The organism is Enterococcus sp. DIV0724b, assembly GCF_050531475.1.
GTDB classification, from domain to species: Bacteria; Bacillota; Bacilli; order Lactobacillales; family Enterococcaceae; genus Enterococcus_L; species Enterococcus_L haemoperoxidus.
The window spans coordinates 3,175,502-3,198,163 of the sequence record NZ_CP172890.1 but is presented as its reverse complement, the minus strand read 5'-3'; the positions used below and the strand labels follow the sequence as shown (position 1 = coordinate 3,198,163).

Sequence of the window (22,662 nt, the reverse complement as noted above, 5' to 3'; positions counted from 1 at the left end):
TGATGTATTACGTTAAATTAAAATTAGATATCATTCTTTAAAAAAGAACATAGTAGTGTAGAGCAAACGGCACAAGTATCTTGGTAAAAAGGATACCCACGCCGTTTATTTTGCATCTTTGTAACTGGTTGATAATGCTTCTTGCCCCATTTTGGATTTACTAGAAAAAAGACGACTTCTACTTTATTAATACTCTATCATCTTTCGAATTATTTGAATTAGCAGTAATAAGAAACTGTACATCATATTCCTTAAAAATGAACTAGTTGTTAATAGTAATGTGATTTTCTATTTTTATACTCACTAGGCGAAATGCCCATCTCTTTTTTAAACACTTTACTAAAATAATTTCCTGTAGAAAACCCAACCTTTTTTGCAACAACTTCCACTGCGTTATCCTCCCATAATAACGATAACGAATGAAGAATGCGCACTTTTTTTAAATAGTGTATTGGTGGCGAATTATAAGCTACTTCGAATTGCCGAATCAATTTGTATTTTGAGAGTTCGTATTTTTCAGATAAAAACTCTAGGCTAATATCTTCGAAATAGTGTTCATCAATATATTTTTTTACAGCCTCGATAATGTCTGTTTTTTGTTGGGTTTCTTTTTGCACCTCTTCTTTAATATCTAAAAAAAGTGCAAAGGCTTCTTTAGCATTTTGTGTAACCGTCAATTCCTGTGTTTTTACATCAAGAATAAATCTTCGCAACAATTCAATGAATGTCTCCGATAATTCAACAATGGTAATCGATGTATCTAACCATTGCATCATACTTCCTGAAAACTCTACAAATAGAAAGTGCCAATCCTCACCAAAATAGCGATAATTTCCAGGGATCTTAGCAAAAAAGGCTTTATTTTGTGTTAAGCTAACGGTTCTATCTCCTATTTGAATAAATCCTTGCCCTCTTAATGTTACTTGCAAAACAATTAGTTGTTCTTTTCGAATACGTGCATCCCAATCATAATGAATGCTTCCTTGTCCGACACCAATGCCTCGGATGAGTGGTAAATGTCGGTCATCGATGTAATAGAATTGATGTACAAAATTCTGCAATTTATTACCCTCCATGAAATAATTTCTTCTTGTTACTTCTGATTATACTCGATATCATGGATATAATAAAAGAAGAGGAATGATAAATATGTCGATCTATTTTGATACATCACAAAATATTTTTCACCTGAGCAATAGTGAAATTAGTTATATCATTGGTATCGAAAAAGAACAATATCTTACCCATAGGTATTTTGGTCCTCACTTAGCAGAGTATCATCAAGTCAATCTGCTGCAAATGATCGATCGCGGTTTTGCTACGAATCCAATCAGTGAAGAGCGTACTTTTTCGCTAAACACGCTGCCACTTGAAACGAGTACACAAGGTAGCTTAGATTATCGGGTGAGTAATTATCAGTTTCGAAATATAGACGGGCATCGCATTACTAATTTTGTGTATGATCGCTTTGAAATTTTAGAAGGTAAACAATCTTTAGAGGGGCTCCCTTCACTAAGGGGAGAACAAGCCCAAACCTTAGCGATTTATCTTGTAGACCATACCCAGTCGCTTGAAATGGTATTGTATTATACGATATACGAAGATCTTCCTGTTATTACAAGGAGTGTAGTGTATAAAAATAATGGGACGCAAGTAGTCTATATAGAAAATGCTGGTTCGATGCTGCTAGATTTTCCTCGTTGTGACTTTGACTTATTGACACTTAATGGGGCGCATACAAATGAAGCTACTATCCATCGTCAACCACTCCATCCTGGCGTACAAAAAATCTCATCAGCTAGAGGAACGAGCAGTCCGCAACATCATCCGTTCTTAGGGCTTGCTGATCGATATACGAATGAAGATCAAGGGGATGTTTATGGCTTTCATTTTATTTATAGTGGGAATTTTGTTGCTCAAGCGGAAGTAGAGCAGTATGGAAGTACACGGGTTCAAATCGGAATCAATCCAGAAACCTTTGAATGGAAGTTGTCCCCAGGAGCAACTTTTCAAACACCAGAAGTTGTATTGAATTTTAGTGGGCAAGGATTTAATCAACTTTCCCAAACATTTCATAAATTATACCAAACTTATTTGATTCCTAAGCAATGGCAACAGGTGGAACGTCCCGTTTTACTTAATTCCTGGGAAGGGAATTATTTTGATTTTACTGAACAGGACTTGATTCGCCAAGCTCAATTAGCGAGTACATTAGGGATTGAATTGTTTGTTTTAGATGATGGGTGGTTTGGACAACGTGCAGATGATACAACTTCTTTAGGCGATTGGCATGTAAACAACGTAAAACTGCCAAATGGGATCGAGCATCTTGCGGATGTTATTCACCAACAAAAGATGAAATTTGGTTTATGGTTTGAGCCAGAAATGATTTCTGTAAAAAGTCGTTTGTTTGAGAGACATCCAGAATGGAGTTTACAGGTTCCAAATTACCCTCAAACACAGGGGCGACAACAGCTGGTCTTAAATTTGAGTTTGCCAGAAGTTCAAGATCACCTCATTCAAATGCTGACAGCGTATCTTTCAGCAAATAAAATCGATTATATAAAATGGGATATGAATCGACATTTAACGGAAGTGGGTAGCTTTCTTTTACCCAATGATCAGCAAAAAGAAGTTAGCCATCGTTATGTCTTAGGACTGTATCATATTCTATCTGAAGTAACAGAACGATTTCCCCAAGTCCTTTTTGAAAATTGCTCTAGTGGTGGCGGACGATTTGATCCAGGAATGGTTGCTTATATGCCTCAAACTTGGGCAAGCGATAACACAGACTCATTATGTCGCTCGAAAATCCAATATGGCTATAGCTATCTGTATCCACCAATTATGATGGGGGCTCATGTTTCGGATAGTCCTAATCATCAAGTAGGTCGAAACACTCCATTAGAAAGTCGTTTTTTAATTGCAATGAGTGGAAACTTTGGCTATGAATTAGCGATAGAAAAACAGTCGCTACAGGACCTCGAAATGATAAAAGAACAAATTATATTTTATAAAAAGCATCGTAAACTGTTACAGTTTGGTCAATTCTATCGTTTAAAAGAACTTGATGCGGCGTGCTCCACTGCTTGGCTATTCAAAAACGAAACAGAAGCGCTACTTGTCTATTCCAATGGACTCGCTCAACCAGCACAAACGATTCAGTATTTAAAAACAAAATATCTTGAGGAATCGGCTCTTTATAAGGATATGCGTACAGGGGAAATATACAGCGGTAGTGAATTAAATCATGCCGGTATTCTTGTTCCAAGGATCAAAGGGGATTTCAATTGTTTCTATATTCATTGGACTGTTGTTAGGTAAATGATACATTAAAAAGATCCCTTATGGCGAACCGCCGTAAGGGATCTTTTGGTTAATTTAATAAAACAGCATAAGCTTCGTAAGGGAGAAGGGTTTGACTAATTTCTTTTTCATAATTATGAATCAGGATTTCTTTGATTTGTTGTGTTGCATCCAGTAAGAATTGAGCCGGCTTATTGGAAAAATTGACAACAACTACTATTTCTTCTCCGTCATGCTTACGAATATAGGCTAAAACTGCTGCATCCTCTGTTTGAATACTCTCGAATGTTCCTTCTGTAATCACTGGTAATTCTTTTCGGAGTTGAATCAATTTTTTGTACGTATAAAATAAGGAGTCTGGATCATCTAAAGCGGCGGCTACATTGATTTCACTTGAATCTCCTGCAGGTAGCCAAGGAATACCAGTTGTAAAGCCCGCTTGTTTAGAATCATCCCACTGCATCGGATGGCGTGCGTTATCACGTCCTTTGGCATTGATAGAGGTAATGATTTCCTCTTCTGTATATCCTAAAGTGATGCGTTCATCATACATTCTACGACTTTCAATATCATCGACTTCGTCAATTGATTTTACTGGATAATTGATCATCCCAATTTCTTCTCCTTGGTAAATATAAGGTGTTCCTTGAAGAAAATAAAGATAGATAGCTAACATTTTCCCACTAAGTACCCTAAACTCTTGATCGTTGCCCCAACGAGAAATGATTCGTGGTAAATCGTGATTATTCCAAAATAGGGAGTTCCAGCCTTTTCCAGTTAATTCAGTTTGCCATTTAGAAAAAACGTGATGTAGTTCTTTTGGGTCAAGTATTTTTAGATCCCATTTTCGTTTGCCTGGTTGTTTATCCAAATTAATATGCTCAAATTGGAAAACCATCGATAATTCATCTCTGTCCTCATCTGAATAAAGTTGAGCAATTTCGGGTGTTGCACCCCAAGTTTCACCAACTGTGACCAAGTCGTATTCTCCAAAGGTGTTTTGATTCATTTCCTGTAATAGTTCATGGAGTTTTGGTCCATTTTTAGTAATGAATTGGTCGGGTTCTTTTCCGATTAAATCAATAACATCTAAACGAAATCCGCCTACTCCTTTTTCGATCCAGTAATTCATCATACGATAAATTTCGTAGCGCATCGTTTTATTTTCCCAATTTAAGTCAGGCTGCTCTTTTGCGTGTAAATGAAGATAATACTCTCCAAGTTCTGGAACCAATGTCCAAGCAGAACCGCCGAAATTTGACTGCAGGGTGTTCGGCGGTCGTCCGTCAATGTCCTTTCTCCAAACGTAAAAATCATGAAACTCACTCTTTGGATCGTGAAGCGCGGATTGAAACCACGGATGTTCAGAGGAAGTATGATTAACGACTAAGTCCATGATGATCTTGATATTCCTCTTTTTCGCTTCTTCAATTAGTGTGTCCATATCCTTCATTGTTCCATAATCTGGATCGATCGCTTGATAATCACTGATATCATAGCCATTATCTTCATTAGGCGATTGATACACAGGACTTAACCAGATTGCTTCTATCCCTAGAAAAGCAAGATAATCTAACCGTTGAATAATTCCAGGAAGATCCCCGATCCCATCTGCGTTCGTATCTTGAAAGCTACGTGGATAGATTTGATAGATCGTTGCCTTTTTCCACCAATTAGTTTTCATAGCGCACACTCAAAGCTAGTAGATCTTGGCTTCCATCAACACTTAATGTATCAATTACTTCAACAGCTTCATAGTCGTTCGTATTGGTCACAATCATCATCACTGTTGGGTCAAAGCCGGCTTGTTTGACAGCGTCTAAATCAACTGTTCCTAAGATATCCCCTTTTTTCACTAAGTCTCCATATTTTTTAGTCGTTTCAAAGAATTCTCCATTTAGTTTTACCGTATCGATCCCAATATGGATCAGTACTTCTGCACCATGAGTTGTTTTTAACCCATAAGCATGTTTTGAATCATATACGACCGTTAATTCCCCATCAGATGGTGCATAAATAATCCCTTTTTCTGGCATTACTGCAATGCCTTTTCCCATCATTTCTTGTGCAAAGACAGGGTCGTTGACTTCTTTTAAAGAAATAGGTGTGCCGTTGACTGGTGCAGCTAAGATTTCATCTTGAACAGCGATGATTTCCGCTTCAGGATCATCATTGATTTCAACCGCAACCTCACCTGCACTAGTATCATCATCTGCAAATACAGCCATATGACGTTTACCATAAGCATATGTTGTAATGAAACCGACTAAAATACTGATAACGATCCCAATCATGAAATAAGGAATTGATTTTGGTGCGATTGAAATAAATCCGATTACACTAGCAGGTCCCATCGCCACTGATAAAACATGAAATGCACCAATAAATACACAAGCAACTGCTGAAGCAATCATCCCACAGATAAATGGAAATTTAAGTTTTAAATTGACCCCGAAAATTGCAGGTTCCGTAATTCCTAGCATCGCTGAAATACTTGCTGAGGTCGCTAAACTTTTTTGTTTTTTATTTTTAGTTAGTAACATAATAGCAAGTGTCGCTGCACCTTGACCAACGTTTGCCATGGAAGCGACTGGGAAAATGAATGAACCGCCAGTGCGCGCAACATCCGCTAACAAGGTGGTCTCGATTGCTGGAAAACTTTGATGTAGTCCTGTAATAACAATTGGTGAATAAAACAGTCCGAATACACCTAAACCAATTGCTCCTGTTGTATTATACAACCAAACAAGTCCATCAGTTAAACCATCTGAAACGATTCTCATCACAGGTCCCACAACGATAAAGGTTAAAAATCCAGTAATAATAATGGCTAGCATTGGGGTGAAAGTAAAATCAAATGCATTTGGAATGCGTTTGTGGAAGAATTTTTCTAAGGTTGCTAAAAGCCAAGCAACCACTAATACTGGCAATACAGAACCTTGATAACCTGCTTGGGCAACGTTCATCCCAAAGATATGCCAATAATTCATACTGCCTTCCGCAATTGCATTCGCCACACCATAACCATTAACTAAATCAGGCATAACCATCGCCATTCCAATGGCAGCACCTAGATAAGGATTACCACCAAAGCGTTTGGTTGCAGAAAATCCAACTAAGATAGGTAAAAAGGCAAAAGGAGCAGAGGCCAACAAATTAATGATGCTAGCAACATCCGTTACAGCTGGAAACATTTCTACAACGGATTGCGGGCCAAATAAATGTTGTGCAGTTAACACATTATTCAAGGCCATCAATAAACCACCCGCAACTAAAGCAGGAACAATCGGAACAAAAATATCAGATAATACTTTAATAAAGGCCATAATTGGATTGTTCTTCTTACCGTTTGCCGCGACTGCTTTCAAATCAGCGGTGGATGCTTCTTTGACATTCGTTATTTTTATCAGTTCATCATAGACATTGTTGACATCACCAGCCCCAATAATGATCTGAAACTGGTCATTGGCTTCAAAGGTTCCTTTAACAGCATCATTATTGTCTAAAGCTTTTTGATCCACCTTACTTGAATCTTTTAAAACTAACCTTAGTCGTGTCGCACAATGCGCTGCAGCTTGAATGTTGTCTTCGCCGAGTGCTTGCTTGATTTCCTCTGCTACTTTTTTGTAATCCATTCTCGTTCCTCCTAAATGTCATTTAAGCGATTTCAATAGAAGTGGTTATCTTGTGTATGAAAGATAGAAATGAAATCGCTTTTTCACATCCAAAGTATACCAGTTTTTATAAAATTGTCAAACGTATAACAATAATTATATTCTTTTGTTTAAGTATAGTTGTGATATTTTGAAATGCAATTGATTAACGTTTGACATTGATTATCTTTAAAGTTAAACTATATGCAAGAATACGCTTACGAGGAGAGTACATATGTCTGTAAAAAAAATTTGGACAAAAGAAGAACGTTATCGTCCGTATCAAGAATGGGATAAAACGCATCTTGCCTTACTGCAAGAGAAAGCCGCTAATTCCAAATGGCGTTTAGGATATCATATCCAACCGAATACTGGCCTACTAAATGATCCAAATGGTTTTTCATATTTTAATAATCAATGGCATGTTTTTTATCAATCCTACCCAATGGGAGCCGTTCATGGGTTAAAATCTTGGTATCATCTGACATCTGATAATTTAGTGGATTGGAAAGAAGAAGGAACGAAAGTATTTCCAGATAGTTTGTATGATAGTCATGGTGTTTATTCAGGGACTGCTTTGCCTGTTTCGGACCAGTTGTTTCTTGCTTATACGGGAAATGTTCGTGATGCAGAGTGGGTTCGCCATTCCTATCAGTTAGGTGCCTGGATGGATGCATCTGGAACAGTTCAAAAAATCGAGACGCCACTGATTACTGAACCACCGACAGGGTACACATCAGAATTTAGAGATCCCCAAGTATTCCGTTACAATGATGGGTACTTAATGGTCATAGGTGCTCAAGATGAGACAGAAAAAGGAAAGATTCTTACTTATCAGAGTTCTGATTTACTTACTTGGCAGTATAAGGGCGAATTAGAGTTTACCGATAAAGAAATGGGCTTTATGATTGAATGCCCCAATTTACTAGTAACAGAAGATGCAGCATTACTTATTTTTTGTCCTCAAGGTTTAGAAGCAGCTATTTGTTTTTATGAAAATATTTATCCTAATACTTATGTTATCGGGGATTCTTACGACAGTGAAGCGAATCGTTTGATTCAGCCTACTGCATTAAAAAATCTGGATGAAGGGTTTGATGTATACGCTACTCAAGCCTTTAAAGCACCAGATAACCGTTTATTATCTATTAGTTGGGTGGGATTACCAGAAATTGAGTATCCAACCGATCAAGAAGAATGGGCCCATTGTCTAAGTAGTGTAAAAGAGCTACTTATAAAAGACAAAAAATTGTATCAACGCCCTGTCGCAGAAATGAAGCAATTACGTGCAGGTGGAGCACTTGAGTTTAACAAAGATTCCAATTCTTTTTTTGAAACAGATACAAATCAGTATGAATTAATGCTATCGTTTGACCCGCTTTCCTGTGGAACGCTTACTTTGTTTACGAATAAAGAACAAAATAAAGGATTAACCATTAATTTTGACTCGCAACATGGTAAAATAACGATAGACCGTAGTCAAGCTGGTGCTGTTTTTGGAGAAGAATATGGATTTGTCCGATCGTTTTCTGTTGAACAAAAAACCTTGGAACTACAAATCTTTGTAGATTCATCGATTGTTGAAGTCTTCATCAACGAGGGTGAAAAAGTAGCAACAATGCGAGTATTTCCAGAAGCGCATCAGACAGGAGTCCATCTAGAGTGTGATGGAGGCTATCAAGGGAAATTATGGCAACTGCGGAAAACTAACCAATAAAGGATGAATGAACATGGTTGTCAAACTAACGGATGTAGCAAAAAAAGCTGGTGTTTCTCCCACTACTGTTTCTCGTGTGATTAATAATTATGGTTCCTTAAGCCAAAAAACCATTGATAAAGTAAATTTGGCAATGAAAGAGCTGAATTATCAACCAAATTCTTTAGCTCGTTCCTTGCAAGGAAAAAATACACAACTGATTGGATTGATTTTTCCAACCGTTGCCAATCCTTTTTTTGGGGAGCTTGTTGAAAGAATCGAAGGGAAACTATTTGATTTAGGCTACCGTGTTATTTTGTGTGATAGTGCTAATAATAAAGAAAAAGAGCGTCATTATATTAATATGCTTGCTGCGAATAAAGTAGATGGGATCATAGCTGGTGCTCATAACTTAGGAATTACCGAATATGAAGATATCGAGCTTCCCATTGTTTCTTTTGACCGTTATTTAGCTGACAATATTCCAATCATTGGCAGTGATAATTTTCAAGGGGGCTATCTAGCTACTGAAACATTATTTGTCAAAGGTGCTCGAAAAATTGCGATTCTTACAGGATCACAAGAATCCAATTCGCCTACCAATTTTCGTTTAAATGGGTATTTAAGTTTCTTAGAGAAACACGAATTAGAACCTAAAATTTTTCAGATTCAAACAACGGCTAGATCAACAACGTTGAAAAATTTAGAAATCAAACATATTTTAGAAACAGAAGAGATCGACAGTTTGTTTTGTACGGATGATTTAACGGCAATCTTAGCATATAATCAATGTCAGCAGTTGAAGATAAACGTTCCTGAACAAATCAAGATCATTGGGTATGATGGAACCAAATTCATTCAAAATTATTTTCCTCAACTATCAACGATTGCCCAACCAATGGCTGACTATGCAGATATTTTAGTAGATTTGTTGTTACAACGAATCCAAAATCCAGAAAAAAAACTTGAAAAAAATTACCTACTACCGGTAAAACTAATTCAAGGTCAAACAACCTAACCCTTAAAAGGAGTGAACAATATGTTATACGGTGCAATCGAGGCTGGAGGCACGAAATTTGTTTGTGCAGTAGGAAACGAAAACTTAGAAATAATTGAGCGTGTATCGTTTCCTACAGAAACACCTGAAAAAACCATGCGTTCTGTCGTTGATTTTTTCAAGAAATTTGATGCAATCACAACAATCGGAGTCGGATCATTTGGTCCAATCGATGTTAAACGAGAGTCTGAAACCTATGGCTATATTACATCTACACCGAAACTTGCATGGAAGAATTTTGATTTTGTTGGGTACTTAAAAGACCAGTTGGCGAATATTTCTGTTGCTTGGACAACGGATGTAAACGCTGCTTGCTATGGTGAATCTATTGCGGGCTGCGGTAAAGGATTATCAAATGTAGTCTATTATACTATCGGAACAGGAGTTGGTGGTGGTGCTTTAATAGATGGCCAATTCGTTGAAGGCTTTAGCCATCCAGAAATGGGCCATGCGATGGTTCGACGTCATCCTGAGGATACATTTATCGGTAATTGTCCGTACCACAAAGACTGTTTGGAGGGCTTGGCTGCAGGACCTGCCATTGAGAAACGAACTGGAATCAAAGGGCAAGATCTACCGACAGAAGACCCATCATGGGATATTGTGGTATACTATATTGCACAATGCGCATATAATACCACTTTGCTCTTTTCGCCGCAGGTCATTATTTTTGGCGGCGGGGTTATGAAGCAAGAACAATTAAGAAAAAAAGTCCAAGAACAATTCGCTAAGCTCATTAATGATTATGTGAAATATCCAGATTTATCCACTTATATCGTTACTCCCCAATTGGGGGACAACGCAGGTGTGATTGGCTGTCTTGCTTTAGCGAAGGATTTATATTTGCAAGCTTAATCAAAGGTGACAAAGAAGAAGCCATTATAGATTATCTTTCGAAGACTGATAATTTAATCGATGTTTGCTCTTTTTTTTCATATTATTGACTTGACAGTCTATCCAACTATTATTCACTTCCAATACGCAGAGTAGTATCATAAATAGGAATATTTTTAGAAATCTCACCATAAATATACTAAATAATAAATGAAAAGTTATACACTTACAATCAGATCAAGATTACAACAATAGACATTGTAAGTAAAAACACAATCTTGTATAATAAAATAAATCAGAAAAGTTACTTCTACTTCTAGGTAGAAGTACTTTTTTTATCTAAATTTAAAGGAGGAAAAAGTATGTTTTTAAATTTTATCGGGTTAACGTTATTTTTTGGTATAGGGATATTACTCGCAAACGGTATTAGTTTTATGGTCACAAAAGGGAAAAATGTTAAAAGGATGATCGTATTACTAGTCATTGAATTACTTTTACTAGGCAGTTTCTTATTTATTGCCTTACCTAGCAAAACACTGTCCACTATTCTATGGATCAACCTAATAGGAGCTTTAGTTGCAAGTAGTTTGTTATTGGCAAGTCGCTCTCTCAGTCAAGCCTCTAATAAAATCTTGCACAAAGGGCATAAAACGACCGTGGTAAATGGAGTGAATGATTGGTCTGGGCGTGTACTAGGTATCAGCGTTGCTGCAATGGTTTTATTATTCATTGTTAGTTCTGTAACGAAGGTAACAGCGATTGATGATGTCTACCAAACGATTCCGTTAAAGACTGAAGAAAAAGCAGAAGTTTTAACCTCCACCAAAGAAACACCAATTGCGATTGCACCAAAAACAGCGAAACGAAAGATGTTGCAAAAGTTCTCGGTGATTCCTAATTCGAATATGTTTACACTAGATGGGATTACGGCGCAAGTTGTGAATGGGGAGTATGTCTATGTTGCGACAGTGGAATTTAATGGCTTTTTCAAATGGTCAAAATTAGGAGCAGTTCCTGGCTACTTCATTATTAGTGCAACGGATATCAATGCACAGCCAACATTTGTCGAAAAGCCGATCATTTACACACCTTCAGCTTATTTTGGGAAAGATGCTGCACGTAAAATTTATGCTGCTTATCCTGATTACGCAGCTACTGGAAAAATCAATTTAGAAATTGACGAAGAGGGGAATCCATTTTATATTCAGACCTTATATAAAGAATATGGTGTTTCTGGTCGAATGAACTATAACGAATTTAAAACAGCTGTTTTAAATGCCACAACGGGTGAAGTGAAAGTCTATGATAGCAAAGATGCACCAAAATTTGTCGATGCACCAATCACTAGTTCTGCTGCCAACAGTATCAATGAATACTTTGGCCGTTACAGTCAAGGCTGGTGGAATCAAACGATGTTTGGTGCTAAAAAAGATGTTAAAATCCCAACGGAAAACGGTATCTATGCATCAGGACAAATCACGCCGATGATGAATAAAGAAGGCAGTCAATTGTTGTATTTTACGGACTTTACAAGTGGGGATGAGGATCAAGATTCCGCTTTAGGCTATTCATTGATCAATGCAAGAACAGGTCAAGTAACTTATTATCGAGATACAAAAGTTGGGATCATGGATAGTGATGGCGCTATTTCGATTGCAGCGAAAATTTACCCAGAGAAAAAATGGAAAGCCAGTATGCCAGTTTTATATAATATCGATGGTGTTCCAACTTGGATTGTTTCTTTGATGGACAGTAAAGGGATTTTCAAAAAATATGTGTATGTGAATGCAGTTGATAATGATATTGTGGTAGATGCTGATGCGGCACAAAATGCATTAGATGCTTACCGAATTGAATTAGCAACAAAAGGTAGTAATAATACAAGTAGTGAAGCAGCTAATTTAAAAGAAATCAAAGGAAGTGTTTCTCGTGTAACGATTGTTGCAAGTGAAGCGCAAACCGTTGTCTCTTTCTTGTTGGAAAATGATAAAACCATCTATAGTGTGACAACGAATAATAGTCCAATGGCTCTTTTCTTGAAAGAGGGAGACATAGTTAAATTCAAAGCGGCCGTTACAGCAGATGCAAAAGCTGCTAGTATTGAAAACCTTGTGATAGAGGGACTAGAATAGCATTATAGAGAAGTTTGTCAGTAACAGAATATAATAAGGATAGAGCGTGGGACAAAACTAAAAAACAGTTTTGTTTCGCGCTCTAAATCCGAATAAACTCTTTTGTCTCGGCCTCATTTTGATAGATAAATGAAACCAATTTACTATTTAGTATTAACTAAATACAGTTGAGTAACAATTTGGATTGATGTAACGAGAGTTAGAAAGGAAAAAAATCCATAACAAGATATGATACAATACTTCACAAATGAAGGCGTTATCTTTAATTCTTCAAATAAACAATAAAGGAAGTTAAATTTATGTATGTAGGATTTGATATAGGTGGGACGACCATTAAATATGGCGTTCTGGATGAATGTGGCACTATTTTAGAAAAAGGAAGTATGGAGACAAAATATGAACCAGATGTATTTTATGCAAATCTCCTAAAAATCATCGAAGAAGCGCAAAGAAATTATCAAATAAATGGAATTGGTATAAGTGCTCCAGGAATCGTGCAAAAAGATGGGTTTATGCTAACGGCAGGAGCTATCAAACCATTATATGGCGAAAATTTTAAACGAAAGCTTGAAGAAGCAACGGGGCTGCCTGTTACTGTAGAAAATGATGCGAATGCAGTTGCTATAGCAGAAAAATGGATTGGCAATGCAACTGATCTGGAGAATTATTTATGTTTAGTTTTAGGTACAGGAGTTGGCGGTGGGATCGTCATTAATGGGAAAGTATATCGTGGTTCTCATGGTATGGCTGGGGAATTTGGTTGGATGATGATCGACAAATTGCCGGAAACGGGTAATCTTGAGGCAGTTTCGATTAATCGACGTGCATCTGTCGTCGATGGTCTTGTTCGTTTGTATAATGAAGCGCGGCAAAGTGAGGACGAAACAGTTATGCCTGTTCAAGATGCAAGGGAGATATTTACCTTAGCTGAAAGTGGTGATGAACGTGCAATAGAAATGACGAAACAATTTTATGTGGATCTTTCAGTCGGTCTGGTAAATTTAATTAGTTGTTTTGATCCAGAAGTGATTTTGATTGGCGGCGGTGTGAGTGCAAATGAACAGTTTCATAGAGAACTTCAAAAAACATTGACGGAAGTGCAGAAGAATCATGCAGCCATCAATTATTTAAGAGGAAAGACTATTGCGCCTGTTAGACCAACAAAATTAAAAAATGATGCAGGACTTATCGGGGCAGTTTATCAAGTACATCAAGTTGTCAGCAAGTAAATTTTTTATGGTATAATTTTCTTAGCGAATTAAAGGAGATTAACATAAATGGCGATATTTGATTATCTGAAATTAAACGATCTATCCTCCGTGGAACAAGAAATTTATCGATTTGTTGTGAATAACTTAGAGAAAATCCCTTATATGCGTGTTCGAGATATTGCGGACGGTGCTCACGTATCATCGACATCTGTTTTTCGCTTTGTTCAGAAAATAGGGTTTCATTCTTTTCCAGAGTTTCGTTTTTATATTAAATCTCATTTAGATAATGTTCGCCAAGCAGAGAATAAAAAACATATTGGCATTGAAGAGCGAGTGAACTCACTTAATATGGAAATTTTTCATCCTGATGTAGAATATCAAATAAAAAAGATGGCACAAGAGTTACGAGATAGTGACCTGATATTGTTTATGGGGATGGGCGCTTCTGGTGCAATCGCACAGTATATAGCTAGAAAATTAGCGAGCTTGGGTTATTTATCCATCAGTTTGGATGATCTGACCTATCCTATTCGTAGTTTTTTACGCAAAGATCAAAAAAATGTCATCGTATTTTTAAGTGTCTCTGGTGAAACAAAAGAATTGATAGAAGTAATTGCGGGTTTACAAGATAAGAACAGTGTCAAAAAGTATTGTATTACGCTAAACAAGAAAAGTACGCTAGCTCAACTTTGTGACTACTCTATTGAGTATGAAATCAAAGAAGAACGCAAAGATATTTTTCTGGATTTGACTAGTCAGTTACCAGCGATTGCAATCTTGGAAACACTAATCAGCTATCTTAAAGACTTTCGTAATGATTAAATAAAATATAGTACAGCAAATTAACTAGAGGGGAAACCGTGCTTTAGTTAATTTTTTTTGTCTAAAATATGGAACGACTTGTTCCGTACAAGGAATTTGTTCTATTTCCCAAGAATTTATTTTTAAAAAGGAGGCGCTTACTTTTTTCCGGATTAATTTATGTATAATACGTTTATAAATGAAAGGAGTTTTATCTATGCAAAAATTTAATGACATCATTGATCGTTCATTAGTACCGATTGCGACAAAGTTAAATAATCAACGTCACATCGCAGCGGTTCGAGATGCGTTTATGTTGATTTTTCCATTAACGATTTCTGCGTCACTGGTTATTCTAGTTAACAACATTTTATTTTCAAATGACAGTTTTGTCGTGCAATTATTACGTTTGTCCAGTGTTTTTCCCAATTTAGAAGACGCTCAACAGGTTTTGTCCTCTGTGGCAAATGGAACAATCAATATCATGAGTATTTTTATCACTTATCTTGTTGCGCAAATCTTAGCAAAACATTTTGAAGCTGATTCAACTTTGGTCGGGTTAACAAGTATTGCCAGTTTTATGATCTTATATCCTAAACCTTTTAATGCAGATGATTTAAATGTGATCAGTACACAATACTTAGGGGCGCAAGGCTTGTTTGTTGCAATGATCGTTGGTTGTTTAGTAGGGGAGTTTTTACCAAAACTATTCAAAGTAAAACGACTACAAATTAAAATGCCAGATATGGTGCCACCAGCAGTTTCTCGTTCCTTTTCAAGTATGATTCCAATTGTTATTGTAGTGGGTATTTCAGCGATTATAAACTTTTTAGTGTTGATGATTGCACCTGAAGGGGTGAACGAACTTATCTATAAAGGCATTCAAAGTCCTTTACGTGATCTTGGTGGAAACGTTGTCGGCGTAATGTTATTAGCTTTTATTCAAACATTGCTATTTTCTATCGGTATTCATGGTCCAAATACGTTAAATGCTGTTCGTTCTGCTATTTTTACGGAACAAGATTTAGCCAATCTAGATTTTATCAATAAAGGTGGTTCACTTTGGGATGTTCCTTACAAAGAAACGTGGGGGATTCTAAATGATATGTTTGCGAATATGGGTGGTACAGGGATGACAATGGGCTTGATCATTGCGATTTTTATTGCATCACGACGACCTGAACAAAGAGAAATCGCAAAGATGTCATTAGTTCCAGGAATTTTTCAAATTAATGAGCCCATTATATTTGGGTTGCCAATTGTTTTAAATCCACTATTGATCGTTCCGTTTATATTGGTCCCAATGGTTAATATCATGATTGGGTATTTTGTTACGGTGGTTTGGCCGATTATGCCGTCACCTGCAATTGGTGTTCCATGGACCACACCTGGGATCATTAATCTATTCTTAGGGACAGGTGGAAATATTGTTGCAGTTTTAGTAGGAATCATCTGTTTGGCAGTTTCAGTTTGTATCTATTTACCATTCGTTATTGCCTCTAATCGTGCACAGAAGATAGATTTATAAACGAATTATTTTTGATTGAAGGAGCTTGGTTATGACGAATAAAATAGCAGAAGATTTTTTATGGGGCGGTGCCATTGCAGCCCATCAGGCGGAAGGAGCTTGGAATATAGATGGAAGAGGACCTAGTATTGCCGATGTAATGACTGCAGGAGGTAACGGAATTCCTCGGAAAATAACGAAGGGTGTTCTCGATGGAGAATATTACCCAAACCATGAAGCGATTGATTTTTATCATCACTATAAAGAGGATATCAAGCTTTTTAAAGAGCTAGGTTTAAAATGCTTGCGAACGTCTATATCATGGAGCCGTATTTTTCCTAAAGGAATCGAAGAAGAACCGAATGAAGCGGGTTTATTATATTATGATCGTTTATTTGATGAATTACTAGAAAATGGTATTGAACCTGTTATTACGCTGTCACATTTTGAAATGCCTTATTACATCTATGAGGAGTTCGGTGGTTTTGCCAACAAGGAAGTGATTCCATTATTTGTAAAATTCGCTAAATGTGTGTTTGAACGCTATAAAGATAAAGTAACCTACTGGATGACGTTTAATGAAATCAATAACCAAGCGGATGGACAAGAGCCACTTCATGTTTGGACGAATTCAGCGATGATTATTGAAGATGAAGACAAAAAAGAAGAACTTGTTTTTCAAGCGGGAATCAACGAATTGATTGCTAGTGCAGCTGCTGTGATCGAAGGGAAAAAAATAAATCCTCAATTTCAAATTGGTTGTATGATGGCCTATGTCCCAGTTTATCCGTACTCGTGTAATCCTGAGGATATGATGGCCTCTGTTAAAGCGAATGAGCGAAGATTTTTCTATAATGATATTCATGCTCGAGGAAAAATTCCAACCTATGCGACAAAATATTGGGAACGGAAAAACTACAACATAGCTATTAGTGAGAGTGAATTAGCTATTTTGAAAGAAGGAACGGTCGACTATATCGGTTTTAGTTATTATATGTCTGGCACGATTTCAACGCTTGAAGATGTCGAAGGATGGCAGACAGAAGATATTCCGAATGCAAAAATAGTGAAAAATCCATATATAAGTGTGTCTGATTGGGGCTGGCCTATCGATGAAGTCGGACTACGTTATGTCTTAAATACTGTTTATCAACGTTACGATCTACCGTTATTTATTGTCGAAAATGGTTTTGGTGCATATGATAAACTAACAGAGGAAAATACTGTTCATGACAACTATCGGATTGAGTATTTGAGTAAACACATTGAGCAAATGAAAAAGGCCATCATCGAAGATGGTGTTCCAGTTATTGGGTATACGCCTTGGGGCATCATCGATATCGTTAGTTTTGGTAGTGGGGAAATGGAAAAAAGATACGGTATGATTTATGTGGACAAGGATAACGAAGGAAACGGAACCCTTCAACGGTTGAAAAAAGAGTCATTTTACTGGTATCATAAAGTAATTGAAACGAATGGTGAAGATATTTAAGCCTCAATAAATTAAGTGCCCCCTTTTTGTCTATCCTTTAATGGATTGAAAAAAAGGGGTGTTTCAACGTGAAGTCATTCAACGATAGCCTCGAAAATTTGATGTTCCATAATCACTGTAGTAAAGTGATAGTAGAGATAAGGGCAGTAAAAACTGTTTTCATTACAATTAAAAAAGGAGAGGTCTCAATGAAAATCACACAATTATCTATCGATACGTTAAAGAGAGCACAAGAGCGTTTTGAAGAAACGCTGGATCAGATGAGCGTAGAGGAAGCTAACGCGATGCCAAAGCCCTTGATCAAATCAGTTACTTGGTTGATTTGGCACACTGCAAGAGAGCTTGATTATCAACTGTCCGAACTGAACAAGACCAAACCGTTGTGGCTAGAATCAGGTTGGAGTGAGAAATTTGCGTTGGATTTACCTGATGATACAGAGGATTGGCGTCATACGCCAGAAGAAGCAGCAAAAGTGGTCGTATCGGATAAAAAAATCCTTTTAGATTATTTAACTGCAAGTGTTGATTTTACAAATGCCTATTTAGAAAACTTGGATGAAGCAAGTCTTAGTGATGTTGTGGATACAAACTGGACACCAGTTGTAACCCGTCAAGCTCGAATCGTTTCAGCTATTGATGATGCAGTGATGCATTCTGGACAAGCTGTTTATACAAGAAGATTGGTGATTGGCGAGTAGTACTTATTTTCAACTGAAATAAAAAATGAAGAACTTGGGACTTACGTCCCAAGTTCTTTCTGTTATTCAATAGATTTCAAAAATGCGCAAAAAATTTATGATTAGCTTCTTAATCCACGTCCTCGATCAATCAAATACCAACAAACGGCATAAAGAACAGAAATGAATAAAATCAAAATGATCATAGAAAAGATGATCGGAACATCAATGGTTCCAAGAAAGCCATACCTAAACCCTGATATCATATACACGATTGGATTTATTTTTGAAATAGATTGCCAGATTGGAGGCAACATTGATATCGCATAGAACACTCCGCCAAGATACGTTAGCGGCTGTAAAACAAAAGTTGGCACAATCGATACATCGTCGAACGACTGAGCAAAAATCCCATTTAATAACCCTGCTAATGAAAATAAAATAGCTGTCATAAGAAGGGTAATAATGACAATAGACCAAGAATAAACGTGAAGTGGTACAAAGAATAAAGAGATCATTGTAACGAGTGTCCCTACTAGGACACTTCGACCAAGTCCACCGAAGACAAATCCCCAAATAATAATATGCGTTGGGACAGGTGCAACAAGTAACTCTTCAATATTTTTCTGGAACTTTTGCGAGAAAAATGAAGAAGAGACATTGGCATAAGAGCTTGTAATGACTGACATCATAATAAGTCCAGGAACGATAAACTCCATATAAGAGAATCCTTCCATCTGACCGATTCGTCCACCGATCAGATTTCCGAAAATAACAAAATAAAGGGATGTAGTGATTACTGGTGGTACCAAAGTTTGTACCCAAATCCGTAGATAACGATTGGTTTCTTTTACTGCAAGGCTCCTTAAAGCCGTGAAATATAACTTAAACATGTTCATTCTCCTTATTCGTATCAAAGTATTGATTTCTTAAATCAATCTGATGCTCATGACGTATACTATTCCACTAGCGTTACACTTGGGAAGTAGTACTGGCATCTACTAGGGGTTTTTCTTCTGTAATTTTTAGAAATAGTTCTTCTAGTCGATTGGATTTATTACGCATGGAAAGAACTTGGATTCCTTGATTTGTGAGCTGTTCAAATAGGCCATTCAAGCCTTGATTTCGTTCGATCTCTACTTCAAGTGTTTGCTCGTCTTCAAAAATACACTTGTAACCTGTGATTTCAGGTTTGTTTTCAAAAGGAGCTAAGTCAAAAATAAACGTTTCAAACTGCAACTTGGCTAGCAAGGTTTTCATGCTGGTGTTTTCAATTAACTGACCAGATTGTATGATACCAATATTGCGGCAAAGCATCTCTGCTTCTTCTAAGTAATGCGTCGTTAAAATGATCGTTGTGCCATTTTCATTCAGTTCTCTTAGAAAATCCCACATTTCCCGTCTCAGTTCAATATCGACTCCAGCTGTAGGCTCATCTAAGATAAGTAAACGAGGCTCATGCATCAAAGCTCTGGCAATCATCAAACGGCGTTTCATCCCTCCAGAAAGCATGCGAGCACGTACATTTCGCTTTTCCCATAGATTAGATTGTCTTAGATATTTCTCGCTGCGCTTTAATGCTTCTCTTCTTGAAACACCATAGTAACCAGCTTGATTCACCACGATTTGTTCAACTGTTTCAAATGGATTAAAGTTAAACTCTTGTGGTACTAAACCGATCTGTTGTTTGGCAAGAACTAAATCATTATCCAAGTCATAACCAAATACTTTTACTTTCCCTGATGTTTTATTAACAAGAGAAGTAATGATACCGATCGTTGTGGATTTACCAGCACCATTCGGGCCTAAAAGTGCGTAAAAATCACCTTCTTCTACAACTAAATCGATGCCCTTAAGAGCTTCGACTCCACTTCCATATACTTTTTTCAAATCGTTTATTTCGAGTGCATACGTCATTTAATTACTATCTCCTTTTGTCTCTTTAGTATATTGGCAAAGACAATCTTCTTCGCTATCAGAAAGTAAATGCATCATAGAGCTCATAAATTCTTTTACGAACTCTTCTCTTAATGTATAATGATGCCACTGGCTTTGTTTACTGACAGAAACAATACCAGCGCTTTCTAAAACTTTCATATGATGAGAAAGAGTGGGCTGTGTAAAATCAAAGTGTTTCAATACATCACAGGCGCACATACTACTATACGAAAGCAAATCGATTATTTTCATTCGCTTAGGATCAGCCATTGCTTTAAGTACTAAAGAAAGTTTTTCGTAATCCATGTTCATTCCTCCTGAATATAGATGACTGTCTATGTTTAATATAGGGGAACATGAATGGAATGTCAAGTAGCACTATTCCTGAAAATTAGTATAAAAAATAGAACAAACGCTAAGTTATCTCTGAAATAAAGTGATAATAATGGACAATTAAATAGATCACACTTCATCACGTGAAGCAATACTGTTATAATAGAAGCGAATACTAGTAAGATCAATGAAAAATGCATTTTAAGAGGAGTAAACTAAAAAATGAGAAACATTAAATTGACAATCGAGTACGATGGTACAAGATATCTTGGCTGGCAAAGACTCGGTGATTCAGATAAAACGATTCAAGGAAAAATCGAGAACATCTTGACACAGATAACACGTTCAAAAATTGAAATCATAGGTTCTGGTCGAACGGATGCTGGAACGCATGCCAGAGGACAAATTGCGAATTTTAAAACAGATAGTAAAATGGCACTATCAGAGATGATTGAAAGTTTAAATCGTTATCTTCCGCAAGATATTGTTATAAAAGAAATAGAAGAAGTTCCAGAAAGATTCCATGCTCGATATAATGCCAAAGGGAAAAAATATAGTTATTATCTCTGGAATAATGCGATTCCTTCTGCTTTTGAGCGTCATTACAGTTTCCATTATTCTGAAGAGCTTGATTTTGAGTTGATGGATGAAGCTTGTCGGAAATTAATCGGAACTCATGATTTTATTGGGTTTTCATCTCTTAAAAAGACTAAAAAATCAACAACCCGAACAATCAATGAATTATCGATTCAAAAAGAAGGGGATCTTATTCATTTTACCTTTATTGGAGATGGCTTTTTGCATAAAATGGTTAGAATTTTGATGGGCACCCTCTTAGAAATTGGATCAGGAACACTGAAATTAGAAACGATCGATGAAGTATTTAAAAGTAAAATCAGAAGTGAGGCAGGCATGACTGTTCCGGCACAAGGATTGTTTTTAGATGAAGTTTATTATCGTGATTGAAGGTAAAAAATTAGACTTAATTGCAGTTTGACTATTAAATAACCTGAAGTGTAACGCTGGGAGTTACACTTCAGGTTATTTAATTTATCAAGCAGTTGCATCATCAAATTCAACAAAAAAACTGAAACATCTAAAAGAGTCGTAGTTTCGATAAAAGTTTTTTATATTCATTTTAAAGAAAACTCTTTGAAAAAAGCAAGTTCATCATTATTACACTGTTTTGCGATATCACTTTTTTGATTCAAATGAAAGACATGTCCAAGCTCGGAATGATCTTGATTTGCGTAAAGACGGTAAGTTGTTTCAACGCCTTTAGACTGCAATAACGCTACCAATGGCTGGGCAAGATCTTTTAACATATCGTGTGTAGCGGTTGTAACAAAAGTTGGTGGGAAACTGTCTGTGATATAACGCTCTACTGGAAACTGACTTTCCAATGTGGGGGTGATCGTATCACCAAAGTAAAAGGGAAAGTCTTGATTAATAGCACCATCTTCTCCAATGAAATAGGCGCCACAGTTCAAAGCGACTGCCTTAAACTGGATGGCAGCAACTTTAAACGGAAAGTTTTGTGCATAAACTGAGTTACTTGTTAGCGTAGTATATTGTTCTACCAATTGAGCGCCAGCGCTATCGCCAACTAAAAAGAGGTGATCTAAATCAATGTAGTAGCTTTGTCCATGTTCAATCAACCAATTCATCAAAGCATTCGTATCTTCCAATGGAGCAGGATATTGATGGTCTGGTGCCAAACGATAATTAAAATTCACTACGGTAAAACCTTGTGTTGCCAGATACATAGTATAAAAGCGATAAAGTTCTTTATCGCCATAGAAGAACCCACCACCATGAATATTGATGATCGTGGGTAAACAGGTAGTGGTCCCTATAGGATAATAAATATCAAACGTATTTTCAATACCGTATGGACCGTAAGATAAGTCTTTGATTATTTCTAGAGTATCTGGTTCAGTCAAACCAGCATCTCGTTTTTCATCATGTTCTCTTATTTGATCGCGCATTGTTGGAATGTCAAAAGTTGCCATAGTTGTTGCCCCC

General features: G+C 36.8%; 18 protein-coding genes. 11 read left to right on the top strand and 7 right to left on the bottom strand.

Translation table 11 applies throughout. The annotated features are described in order from the left end of the window. Window positions 1–269 precede the first annotated feature (269 nt). Complete coding sequence (locus IGJ02_RS14845) at window positions 270–1,061, bottom strand: helix-turn-helix domain-containing protein (protein WP_430602542.1); 792 nt, start codon at window positions 1,059–1,061, stop codon at window positions 270–272. 88 nt (window positions 1,062–1,149) lie between these two features. On the opposite strand from IGJ02_RS14845, the gene IGJ02_RS14840 reads away from it, so the two are divergent. Beyond that, window positions 1,150–3,324, top strand: a complete 2,175-nt coding sequence (locus tag IGJ02_RS14840; protein ID WP_430602541.1) for an alpha-galactosidase — start codon at window positions 1,150–1,152, stop codon at window positions 3,322–3,324. A gap of 52 nt (window positions 3,325–3,376) precedes the next feature. Here IGJ02_RS14840 and IGJ02_RS14835 read toward each other — a convergent pair whose 3' ends face one another. Further along, window positions 3,377–4,990, bottom strand: a complete 1,614-nt coding sequence (locus IGJ02_RS14835; RefSeq protein WP_430602540.1) for a glycoside hydrolase family 13 protein — start codon at window positions 4,988–4,990, stop codon at window positions 3,377–3,379. Then, on the bottom strand, window positions 4,980–6,941 hold the full coding sequence (locus IGJ02_RS14830) for a sucrose-specific PTS transporter subunit IIBC (RefSeq protein WP_430602539.1): 1,962 nt from the start codon (window positions 6,939–6,941) through the stop codon (window positions 4,980–4,982). The genes IGJ02_RS14835 and IGJ02_RS14830 overlap by 11 nt, the downstream gene beginning before the upstream one ends. Window positions 6,942–7,194: 253 nt before the next feature. On the opposite strand from IGJ02_RS14830, the gene IGJ02_RS14825 reads away from it, so the two are divergent. The 9 genes from IGJ02_RS14825 (at window position 7,195) to IGJ02_RS14785 (ending at window position 18,387) form a co-directional block, all read left to right on the top strand. Continuing rightward, window positions 7,195–8,676: a sucrose-6-phosphate hydrolase gene (locus IGJ02_RS14825; RefSeq protein ID WP_430602538.1), complete on the top strand. Its 1,482-nt coding sequence runs from the start codon at window positions 7,195–7,197 to the stop codon at window positions 8,674–8,676. A gap of 13 nt (window positions 8,677–8,689) precedes the next feature. Beyond that, on the top strand, window positions 8,690–9,673 hold the full coding sequence (locus tag IGJ02_RS14820) for a LacI family DNA-binding transcriptional regulator (RefSeq protein ID WP_086277121.1): 984 nt from the start codon (window positions 8,690–8,692) through the stop codon (window positions 9,671–9,673). 21 nt (window positions 9,674–9,694) lie between these two features. Then, the gene (locus tag IGJ02_RS14815) at window positions 9,695–10,567 is read left to right on the top strand and encodes an ROK family protein (protein WP_430602536.1); all 873 of its coding nucleotides are present in this window, start codon (window positions 9,695–9,697) and stop codon (window positions 10,565–10,567) included. A 341-nt stretch (window positions 10,568–10,908) separates the two neighbouring features. Next, window positions 10,909–12,678, top strand: a complete 1,770-nt coding sequence (locus IGJ02_RS14810; protein ID WP_430602535.1) for a DNA-binding protein — start codon at window positions 10,909–10,911, stop codon at window positions 12,676–12,678. A gap of 299 nt (window positions 12,679–12,977) precedes the next feature. Beyond that, the gene (locus IGJ02_RS14805) at window positions 12,978–13,907 is read left to right on the top strand and encodes an ROK family protein (protein ID WP_010762420.1); all 930 of its coding nucleotides are present in this window, start codon (window positions 12,978–12,980) and stop codon (window positions 13,905–13,907) included. A 48-nt stretch (window positions 13,908–13,955) separates the two neighbouring features. Beyond that, a complete protein-coding gene (locus tag IGJ02_RS14800) occupies window positions 13,956–14,711 on the top strand; it encodes a MurR/RpiR family transcriptional regulator (RefSeq protein ID WP_010762421.1) in 756 nt (251 codons plus the stop codon). 196 nt (window positions 14,712–14,907) lie between these two features. After that, the gene (locus IGJ02_RS14795) at window positions 14,908–16,218 is read left to right on the top strand and encodes a PTS sugar transporter subunit IIC (RefSeq protein WP_010762422.1); all 1,311 of its coding nucleotides are present in this window, start codon (window positions 14,908–14,910) and stop codon (window positions 16,216–16,218) included. A gap of 31 nt (window positions 16,219–16,249) precedes the next feature. After that, the gene (locus IGJ02_RS14790; protein WP_430602534.1) at window positions 16,250–17,689 is read left to right on the top strand and encodes a 6-phospho-beta-glucosidase; all 1,440 of its coding nucleotides are present in this window, start codon (window positions 16,250–16,252) and stop codon (window positions 17,687–17,689) included. A gap of 188 nt (window positions 17,690–17,877) precedes the next feature. Continuing rightward, window positions 17,878–18,387, top strand: a complete 510-nt coding sequence (locus tag IGJ02_RS14785) for a DinB family protein (protein WP_010762424.1) — start codon at window positions 17,878–17,880, stop codon at window positions 18,385–18,387. A gap of 101 nt (window positions 18,388–18,488) precedes the next feature. Here the strand turns inward: IGJ02_RS14785 and IGJ02_RS14780 are convergent, their stop codons facing one another. The 3 genes from IGJ02_RS14780 to IGJ02_RS14770 all read right to left on the bottom strand — a co-directional run bounded on the left by IGJ02_RS14780 (window position 18,489) and on the right by IGJ02_RS14770 (window position 20,610). After that, window positions 18,489–19,259, bottom strand: coding sequence for an ABC transporter permease (locus IGJ02_RS14780; protein WP_010762425.1), 771 nt, complete (start codon window positions 19,257–19,259; stop codon window positions 18,489–18,491). A 79-nt stretch (window positions 19,260–19,338) separates the two neighbouring features. Further along, complete coding sequence (locus IGJ02_RS14775) at window positions 19,339–20,283, bottom strand: ABC transporter ATP-binding protein (protein WP_430602532.1); 945 nt, start codon at window positions 20,281–20,283, stop codon at window positions 19,339–19,341. Further along, the gene (locus IGJ02_RS14770; protein ID WP_010762427.1) at window positions 20,284–20,610 is read right to left on the bottom strand and encodes an ArsR/SmtB family transcription factor; all 327 of its coding nucleotides are present in this window, start codon (window positions 20,608–20,610) and stop codon (window positions 20,284–20,286) included. A 249-nt stretch (window positions 20,611–20,859) separates the two neighbouring features. Here IGJ02_RS14770 and truA point away from each other — a divergent pair, with 249 nt between their 5' ends. Then, complete coding sequence (gene truA, locus IGJ02_RS14765; RefSeq protein ID WP_010762428.1) at window positions 20,860–21,603, top strand: tRNA pseudouridine(38-40) synthase TruA; 744 nt, start codon at window positions 20,860–20,862, stop codon at window positions 21,601–21,603. A 167-nt stretch (window positions 21,604–21,770) separates the two neighbouring features. Here truA and IGJ02_RS14760 read toward each other — a convergent pair whose 3' ends face one another. After that, the gene (locus tag IGJ02_RS14760; RefSeq protein WP_430602529.1) at window positions 21,771–22,649 is read right to left on the bottom strand and encodes an alpha/beta hydrolase; all 879 of its coding nucleotides are present in this window, start codon (window positions 22,647–22,649) and stop codon (window positions 21,771–21,773) included. Window positions 22,650–22,662: the final 13 nt, after the last annotated feature.

Excerpts from the sequence above, each read along its gene's own strand:
- IGJ02_RS14825 (WP_430602538.1), top strand. The coding sequence starts at position 7,195 with ATGTCTGTAAAAAAAATTTGGACAAAAGAAGAACGTTATCGTCCGTAT.
- IGJ02_RS14815 (WP_430602536.1), top strand. The coding sequence starts at position 9,695 with ATGTTATACGGTGCAATCGAGGCTGGAGGCACGAAATTTGTTTGTGCA.
- IGJ02_RS14795 (WP_010762422.1), top strand. The coding sequence starts at position 14,908 with ATGCAAAAATTTAATGACATCATTGATCGTTCATTAGTACCGATTGCG.
- truA (WP_010762428.1), top strand. The coding sequence starts at position 20,860 with ATGAGAAACATTAAATTGACAATCGAGTACGATGGTACAAGATATCTT.
- IGJ02_RS14760 (WP_430602529.1), bottom strand. The coding sequence starts at position 22,649 with ATGGCAACTTTTGACATTCCAACAATGCGCGATCAAATAAGAGAACAT.
- IGJ02_RS14810 (WP_430602535.1), top strand. The coding sequence starts at position 10,909 with ATGTTTTTAAATTTTATCGGGTTAACGTTATTTTTTGGTATAGGGATA.
- IGJ02_RS14770 (WP_010762427.1), bottom strand. The coding sequence starts at position 20,610 with ATGGATTACGAAAAACTTTCTTTAGTACTTAAAGCAATGGCTGATCCT.
- IGJ02_RS14840 (WP_430602541.1), top strand. The coding sequence starts at position 1,150 with ATGTCGATCTATTTTGATACATCACAAAATATTTTTCACCTGAGCAAT.
- IGJ02_RS14830 (WP_430602539.1), bottom strand. The coding sequence starts at position 6,941 with ATGGATTACAAAAAAGTAGCAGAGGAAATCAAGCAAGCACTCGGCGAA.
- IGJ02_RS14790 (WP_430602534.1), top strand. The coding sequence starts at position 16,250 with ATGACGAATAAAATAGCAGAAGATTTTTTATGGGGCGGTGCCATTGCA.
- IGJ02_RS14775 (WP_430602532.1), bottom strand. The coding sequence starts at position 20,283 with ATGACGTATGCACTCGAAATAAACGATTTGAAAAAAGTATATGGAAGT.
- IGJ02_RS14805 (WP_010762420.1), top strand. The coding sequence starts at position 12,978 with ATGTATGTAGGATTTGATATAGGTGGGACGACCATTAAATATGGCGTT.
- IGJ02_RS14835 (WP_430602540.1), bottom strand. The coding sequence starts at position 4,990 with ATGAAAACTAATTGGTGGAAAAAGGCAACGATCTATCAAATCTATCCA.
- IGJ02_RS14820 (WP_086277121.1), top strand. The coding sequence starts at position 8,690 with ATGGTTGTCAAACTAACGGATGTAGCAAAAAAAGCTGGTGTTTCTCCC.
- IGJ02_RS14800 (WP_010762421.1), top strand. The coding sequence starts at position 13,956 with ATGGCGATATTTGATTATCTGAAATTAAACGATCTATCCTCCGTGGAA.
- IGJ02_RS14780 (WP_010762425.1), bottom strand. The coding sequence starts at position 19,259 with ATGTTTAAGTTATATTTCACGGCTTTAAGGAGCCTTGCAGTAAAAGAA.
- IGJ02_RS14785 (WP_010762424.1), top strand. The coding sequence starts at position 17,878 with ATGAAAATCACACAATTATCTATCGATACGTTAAAGAGAGCACAAGAG.